This window comes from Ureibacillus massiliensis 4400831 = CIP 108448 = CCUG 49529, from assembly GCF_000772965.1.
In the GTDB taxonomy this organism is placed as follows: Bacteria; Bacillota; Bacilli; order Bacillales_A; family Planococcaceae; genus Ureibacillus; species Ureibacillus massiliensis.
On sequence record NZ_JPVQ01000005.1, the window covers coordinates 132,059 to 139,502 of the forward strand.

The 7,444-nt window shown below is 34.5% G+C and carries 6 protein-coding genes; 4 read left to right on the forward strand and 2 right to left on the reverse strand.

Annotation, left to right across the window (positions count from 1 at the left end; translation table 11 throughout):
* Positions 1-118 precede the first annotated feature (118 nt).
* From pruA to CD30_RS05005, 3 genes are all read left to right on the forward strand, one after another.
* Positions 119-1,675 (forward strand): L-glutamate gamma-semialdehyde dehydrogenase, encoded by a 1,557-nt coding sequence (gene pruA / locus CD30_RS04995; RefSeq protein WP_036173269.1) that lies wholly within the window; start codon positions 119-121, stop codon positions 1,673-1,675.
* A gap of 243 nt (positions 1,676-1,918) precedes the next feature.
* The gene (locus CD30_RS05000) at positions 1,919-3,163 is read left to right on the forward strand and encodes a Glu/Leu/Phe/Val family dehydrogenase (protein ID WP_036173270.1); all 1,245 of its coding nucleotides are present in this window, start codon (positions 1,919-1,921) and stop codon (positions 3,161-3,163) included.
* A 142-nt stretch (positions 3,164-3,305) separates the two neighbouring features.
* A complete protein-coding gene (locus CD30_RS05005) occupies positions 3,306-4,469 on the forward strand; it encodes an iron-containing alcohol dehydrogenase (RefSeq protein WP_036173271.1) in 1,164 nt (387 codons plus the stop codon).
* 48 nt (positions 4,470-4,517) lie between these two features.
* On the opposite strand, the gene CD30_RS05010 is transcribed toward CD30_RS05005, so the two are convergent.
* Positions 4,518-5,510 (reverse strand): cation diffusion facilitator family transporter, encoded by a 993-nt coding sequence (locus tag CD30_RS05010; RefSeq protein ID WP_036173272.1) that lies wholly within the window; start codon positions 5,508-5,510, stop codon positions 4,518-4,520.
* Positions 5,511-5,524: 14 nt separating this feature from the next.
* Complete coding sequence (locus CD30_RS05015) at positions 5,525-6,244, reverse strand: MgtC/SapB family protein (protein ID WP_036173273.1); 720 nt, start codon at positions 6,242-6,244, stop codon at positions 5,525-5,527.
* 115 nt (positions 6,245-6,359) lie between these two features.
* Here CD30_RS05015 and CD30_RS05020 point away from each other — a divergent pair, with 115 nt between their 5' ends.
* Complete coding sequence (locus CD30_RS05020) at positions 6,360-7,259, forward strand: DMT family transporter (RefSeq protein WP_036173274.1); 900 nt, start codon at positions 6,360-6,362, stop codon at positions 7,257-7,259.
* Positions 7,260-7,444: the final 185 nt, after the last annotated feature.

Sequence of the window (7,444 nt, forward strand, 5' to 3'; positions counted from 1 at the left end):
ATAGAACTTTTGAATTATCCTTAACATTTAAATTAATAAGGCTTCCAATTTCAACGATAAACATTCGTTAAATGGGCACAATGTAATTGTTACTAGAATTTAAGGAGGAAACAATCCCATGGTAGTTCCATATAAATCTGAGCCACTAACAGATTTTTCGATTGAAGAGAATCGTCAAGCGTATTTAAATGCTTTAAAAAAGGTAGAAAGTGAACTTGGTGGAGAATACCCGTTAATCATTGGTGGAGAAAGAATTACAACTGAGCAAAAAATTACTTCATATAATCCATCAAACAAAACTCAAGTAGTTGGTAATGTTTCTAAAGCAACTCAAGAGTTAGCGGAAAAAGCTATGCAAATTGCTGATTCTACATTTAATACGTGGAAAAAGGTAGATCCAATAATGCGCGCGGAAGTTTTGTTTAAGGCCGCAGCGATTACACGCCGCCGAAAATTTGAACTTTGTGCATGGTTAACGAAAGAAGCAGGTAAACCATGGTCTCAGGCTGATGGAGATATTGCGGAAGGTATCGATTTTTTAGAATATTATGGTCGACAAATGTTGGAGCTTGCAAAAGGGAAACCGTTAGCCGAAAATCCAGGGCAGATTAATAAATATACTTACATTCCATTAGGTGTTGGTGTTGTAATTTCACCTTGGAATTTCCCCTTTGCAATTATGCTAGGAACTACAGTAGCTGCTGTTGTAACAGGTAATACAGTATTATTAAAGCCAGCATCGACAACGCCTGTCATTGCATATAAATTTATGGAAATTATGGAAGAAGCGGGATTACCTCCAGGTGTCATTAACTATGTCCCAGGTTCAGGTGCTGAGGTGGGAGATTATTTAGTCGATCATCCACGAACTCGTTTTATTAGCTTTACTGGTTCACGTGATGTTGGTTTACGAATTAATCAACGTGCATCTGTATTAAACGAAGGCCAAATTTGGATAAAACGTGTAATTGCTGAAATGGGTGGTAAAGATACAATTGTAGTAGATGATGCGCAAACAGCTGATTTAGAATTAGCTGCTCAATCAATCGTATCGAGCGCCTTTGGTTTTAGTGGTCAAAAATGTTCTGCATGTTCTCGTGCAGTGATTGTTGGTGATGAAGCGTACAATAAAGTAGTGGAACGAGTTGTAGAATTAACGAATGAACTAGTAGTAGGCGATCCTACTAATGAAGAAACTTACATGGGTCCTGTTAATGATGCTGGTGCTTTCGAAAAAATTACAAATTATATTGAAATTGGTAAAAGTGAGGGTCGTTTAGTTGCTGGTGGTACTGCCGATGATTCGACTGGTTACTTCATTAATCCAACGGTATTTGCTGATGTAGATCCAATGGCACGTATTATGCAAGAAGAAATTTTTGGTCCTGTTTTAGGTTTAACAAAAGCAAAAGACTTTAATGAAGCGATTGAAATTGCAAATAACACTGTTTATGGTTTAACAGGTGCAGTAATATCAAATAAACGAGAGCACTTAGAATTTGCTCGTCAAGAATTCCACGTAGGTAATTTATATTTCAATCGTGGATGTACAGCTGCAACTGTGGGCTATCAACCATTTGGTGGGTTTAATATGTCTGGTACTGATTCGAAAGCAGGTGGCCCGGATTATTTAACATTGCATATGCAAGCGAAGTCAGTTTCAGAAACACTATAATATTTTTGTCTTGATAATATAAAAAAACTGCAGGCGTTTTTTAACGTCTGCTTTTATTTGTAATGAAGGGGAAAAGTTGTCAAAAAACTATTATAAAAAACATTAAATTAATAAATGAATATTGGAAATAATTATAAAAGATATAATATAAACATAGTTAGCTTTTTATTAGCCAATTTATAAATAAAGTGTGTTACAATGTTTGCGAATCATATCAATTAAAAAACAAAGAGGCGAGAATATATGGCTGAAAATTTAAACCTTCTTACATCAACCCAGGAAGTAATTAAAGATGCATTGAATAAGCTTGGTTATGACGAAGCAATGTATGAATTATTAAAAGAACCATTACGTATGCTACATGTGCGAATCCCTGTTAAAATGGATGACGGTACTACTAAAGTATTTACAGCTTACCGTGCACAGCATAATGATGCTGTTGGTCCAACAAAAGGTGGCGTTCGTTTCCATCCAATGGTTAATGAAGATGAAGTGAAAGCCCTTTCAATGTGGATGACATTAAAATGTGGAATTGTAGACCTTCCTTATGGTGGAGGTAAAGGTGGTATTATTTGTGATCCGCGCCAAATGTCTATGGGAGAATTAGAGCGTTTAAGTCGTGGTTATGTTCGAGCAATTAGTCAGATTGTTGGTCCAACAAAAGATATCCCTGCTCCAGACGTATTTACAAATGCTCAAATTATGGCATGGATGATGGATGAATATAGTCGAATGGATGAATTTAATTCGCCAGGATTTATTACTGGAAAACCACTTGTACTTGGTGGTTCTCAAGGACGTGACCGTGCAACAGCTCAAGGTGTAACGATTGTTATCCAAGAAGCTGCAAAAAAACGTGATATCGATATAAAAGGAGCAAGAGTTGTTATTCAAGGTTTTGGTAATGCAGGAAGCTTCTTAGCAAAATTTATGAGCGATTTAGGTGCAAAAGTTATTGGGATTTCAGATGCATATGGTGCATTACATGACCCTGATGGTTTAGATATCGATTATTTATTAGATCGTCGCGACAGTTTTGGTACTGTTACAACTTTGTTTGAAAATACAATCACAAACCAAGAATTACTTGAGTTAGATTGTGATATTTTAGTACCAGCTGCAATTGAAAATCAAATCACAGCTGAAAATGCACATGATATTAAAGCAAAAATTGTAGTTGAAGCTGCTAATGGTCCAACAACTGCAGAAGCAACAAAGATTTTAGCTGAACGTGGCATTTTACTAGTTCCAGACGTATTAGCATCTGCTGGTGGTGTAACAGTTTCTTACTTTGAGTGGGTACAAAATAATCAAGGTTACTACTGGACAGAAGAAGAAGTTCAAGAAAAACTTTACCAAAAAATGGTTTCCGCCTTTGAAAACGTTTATACAACAGCTACAACACGTAACATTAATATGAGATTAGCTGCATATATGGTTGGTGTTCGTAGAACTGCTGAGGCTTCTCGCTTCCGTGGTTGGGTTTAATTTTAGTACAATAAAGCTATGTAAAGAAAGTTCAACTTTCATTACATAGCTTTTTTTATAGGTGTAAAAATAAAACCATCCTATTATTAATGCTCATTTTTGATTTGAGCAATGAAACTAAAAATTAAAGGGGAGTTTTCAATTGAATAATTTTTCATTTTACAATCCAGTTCGTTTGCATTTTGGAAAAGGGCAAATAAATCAATTAGAAGCAGAATTACCTCAATACGGAGACAAAATTTTAGTCGTGTATGGTGGGGGAAGTATAAAAAGAAATGGATTATATGATGAAGTAATGACGGTTTTAGAAAAGCTTAATATGAAGGTTTTTGAGCTAAGTGGTGTAGAACCAAATCCCCGAGTTGAAACTGTTCGAAAAGGTGTAGAAATTTGTAAAACAGAAGATGTTGATTTTGTATTAGCTGTTGGAGGTGGCTCTGTTATTGATTGTTCCAAATTAATAGTTGCAGGCGCTAAAGTTGATGAGGACCCGTGGAATATTGTTCTTAAGAAAACTCAAGTAACAGATGCATTACCACTCGGAACAATATTAACAATCGCAGCTACAGGTTCTGAAATGAATTCAGGTTCTGTTATTACAAATGAAGAAACACTTGAAAAATACGGTTGGGGAAGCCCACATGTATTCCCTAAATTTTCTATTTTAGATCCAACATATACATTTACATTACCAAGAAATCAAACTATTTATGGTATTGTTGATATGATGTCTCATGTGTTTGAACAGTACTTTCATAATGCGACAAACACGCCAATTACTGATGAAATGTGTGAAGGGGTTTTACGCACAGTAATAGAAACAGCGCCAAAGCTAGTTAATGATTTAGAAAACTATGAACTTCGTGAAACGATTCTTTTAGCTGGGACAATCGCATTGAATGGATTCCTAGCATTAGGGTCAAGAGGTGATTGGGCGACACATAATATAGAGCATGCAGTATCAGCTGTTTACGATATCCCTCATGGTGGAGGACTTGCAATTATATTCCCGAATTGGATGAAATATAATATTCATGTTAATCCAGAACGATTTGCAAGACTAGCTATAAAAGCATTCGGTGTAAGTGCTGAAGGGAAAACAGCGGAAGAAATTGCATTGGAAGGAATAGAACGATTAAGAGAGTTCTGGATTTCCATCGGGGCTCCAAGTAGACTTGCTGATTATGAAATAGATGATTCACAAATGGACACATTAGTAGAAAAGGCGATGATTAATGGACCGTTTGGCAACTTTAGTTTATTACAAGCAAATGATGTAAGAAAAATTTTAGAAATGTCATTATAAATTGAAAAATCCTTGTGCAATAAATATTGCTCAAGGATTTTTTCTTAATTATTTTCGATCACTATCCGTATTGTCTTTAGTTAAATGATGCTTCCATTCTGTAACACCATCGTCCTGATCAAAAGAAAGAGTCACCTTAGTAACACCTTTTTGATTTAAAATTAATTCGATTAGATGATCTCGAACTCCATCTAAATATTGTAACGATTGATCCGGGTTTGTTTCAGCAACAGCCTCTACATGAAGGAACTCTCCTTCTTTCACAACTTCTAATCGTTCAATATCTTTAACGTGTGGGTCCTCCATAATTAAATTTCCAATATGAATTAACATTTCTTCATCTGTTTCACCTATAGCCCCACGAGCATTATCAAGGAATACACGGCCTACAACAAAGAACATCATGACCCCAATAATCATTGACGCAATACCTTCAAGTGCGTAGTAGCCAGTGAAATGTGCAATAATGATTGCAAAAAATGCTAAGAGGTTCCCGCCTGTTGCGACTGCATCTTCCATCCAAACAAGCTTTGTTGCAGGTTTAGCGCGATTGAGAAATGCAATCGATTTTGGAATAGCATTTAATCCCGCTTTTTCTTGACCAGCCTCATGTAATACTTCTTTAGCGGCTTTATGCAATACGATTGATTCTAGTACAAAACCGATAAATAAGACCCCTAAAGCAATAAGTATTCCTTCAGATTCTGTAGCAGGATGAATAAAATGATGCCATCCTTCTTTGACGGTTTCATAAGATAATATAGCTACTATTATTACGGCACCTAAACAAACTAAGTTTACTACACGCCCAAAACCATTGGGAAAACGTTTCGTAGGTGCTTTTTTAGAAAGGGCTGAGCCGATAAAAACGAAAAATTGGTTTGCAGCATCACCGAGAGAGTGCATCATTTCAGCAAACATTGCAACATTACCTGTAAAGAAATAAGCTGCGCCTTTGATTATTCCTAAAAATAGATTAACTAATGATGCCACCAAAGAAGGCTTATTTCCACCTTTTAACAATTTGAAGATATCACCCATATAAGTTCCTCCGTTTAAGATAAAATTTCAATTTCGATATTTTTTATATATGGTAGAGAATGAAGCAAATTATAAATAGCTAATGTATCAAGTTTTAATAATGTTGATAAGCGTATATCTACTTCATAAAGTAACCCATTTTCTAATTGAACATCCCTAATACGTATATTATCTATAAACATTTGATTTTCTTTCATGAAAACGTGTAAATTTTTTATATTATTTTTATCGGTTAATCGTGCCTTTAAAGATATTTCTCTCATACGTATTCGTTTTGGTCCGATTTTCCATAATAATGGAGCAATTATTTCGATGCCTATTACTACTATAACTACTGTAACAAATGCCTGGATATAAAATCCAGCTCCAACGGCGATTCCTATTCCAGCTGCTCCCCAAATCATAGCTGCTGTTGTTAAACCGGTTATACTATCGTTTCCTTTTCTTAAAATAACCCCCGCACCTAAAAAACCAATACCACTGACGATTTGAGCTGCTAATCGAAGAGGATCGAGTGTAATATTAATATCGTCACGAGAAGGAACACTATATGCAGTATCTATAGAAATAATGGTTAATAAACAACTAAAGGTTGAAATGACTAAACTTGTTTTTAAGCCTACTGGTTTTTTCTTTAATTCACGTTCAATCCCAATTATTAAACTTAGAAATGCTGCTACTGACAACTTTATAAGTTCATCAAGGGAAAATGAGTCAAAAATATAAAATGTCATTCCTATCCCCCTTTATTTAATATTGCGATCTTCTACATTAAATGCCAAAATATGTACAATAGCATTTAATATATAAATATAGGAAAAAACATTTTATGATGGGAGAACTTAATTTATGAATAAACCACCAATTCATCCATACATACCAATATTAATAGGAGTTATTTCAATATCGCTATCAGCAATATTAGTAAAATTAGCAACTGCAGACGCTGGTGTTATTGCATTTTATAGAATGTTATTTTCAGTTTTAATAATGAGTCCAATCTTTTTCATGAAGCATACTCATGAAATAAAGCTAATAACGAAGCGAGACTGGATTTTTTCTACGATTGCAGGGGTGTTTTTGGCATTTCACTTCATATTATGGTTCGAATCGCTTAATTACACTTCTGTAGCAAGCTCGACGGTATTAGTTACCTTACAACCATTGTTTGCATTTGTAGGTACATATTTTTTCTTTAAAGAACCGTTAACGCTAAAAACAGTAATCTCAGGTTTAATCGCAATATTAGGGAGCTTTTTAATTAGCTGGGGTGATTTCCAAGTTAGTGGGACAGCTCTTTATGGGGATATGCTAGCTTTAATTGCCTGTGCACTTATTACAGGATACTTATTGTTTGGCCAAGATGTACGTAAAAGAATCTCATTAATTACTTATACTATGGTTGTGTATTCAATTAGTACAATTTGTTTATTTCTTTATGTTATTGTAAAAGGTGAATCCTTTGGGCCGTATTCATCTATGGATTGGTTATGGTTTTTACTACTTGCAATTATCCCAAATTTATTTGGTCATACATTATTTAATTGGGCTTTAAAATGGGTAAGTACAAACATTATTTCAGTAGCGGTATTATTTGAACCGATTGGCGCGGCTCTTTTAGCCTATATAGTTTTTAGTGAAAGTTTGATTCCTTCTCAAATTATCGGTGGGATCGTTGTAATTGTTGGTATCACACTATTTGTGATAGATATTAAAATTATAAAAAAGTTTTTTGTAAAAAACGCTTGATATTTAAATATCAATATAGTATATTATTACTTGTCCTTTGAAACGGATAAAACATTAAAAAGTATTTAAAAATAATGTTTGACTCGATTTCGAAAGTATGATATTATATAAAAGTTGCTGTTAGTGAATGGTAACGAAATGAACCTTGAAAACTGAACAACAAAACGTTAATGAATTAAACGTTT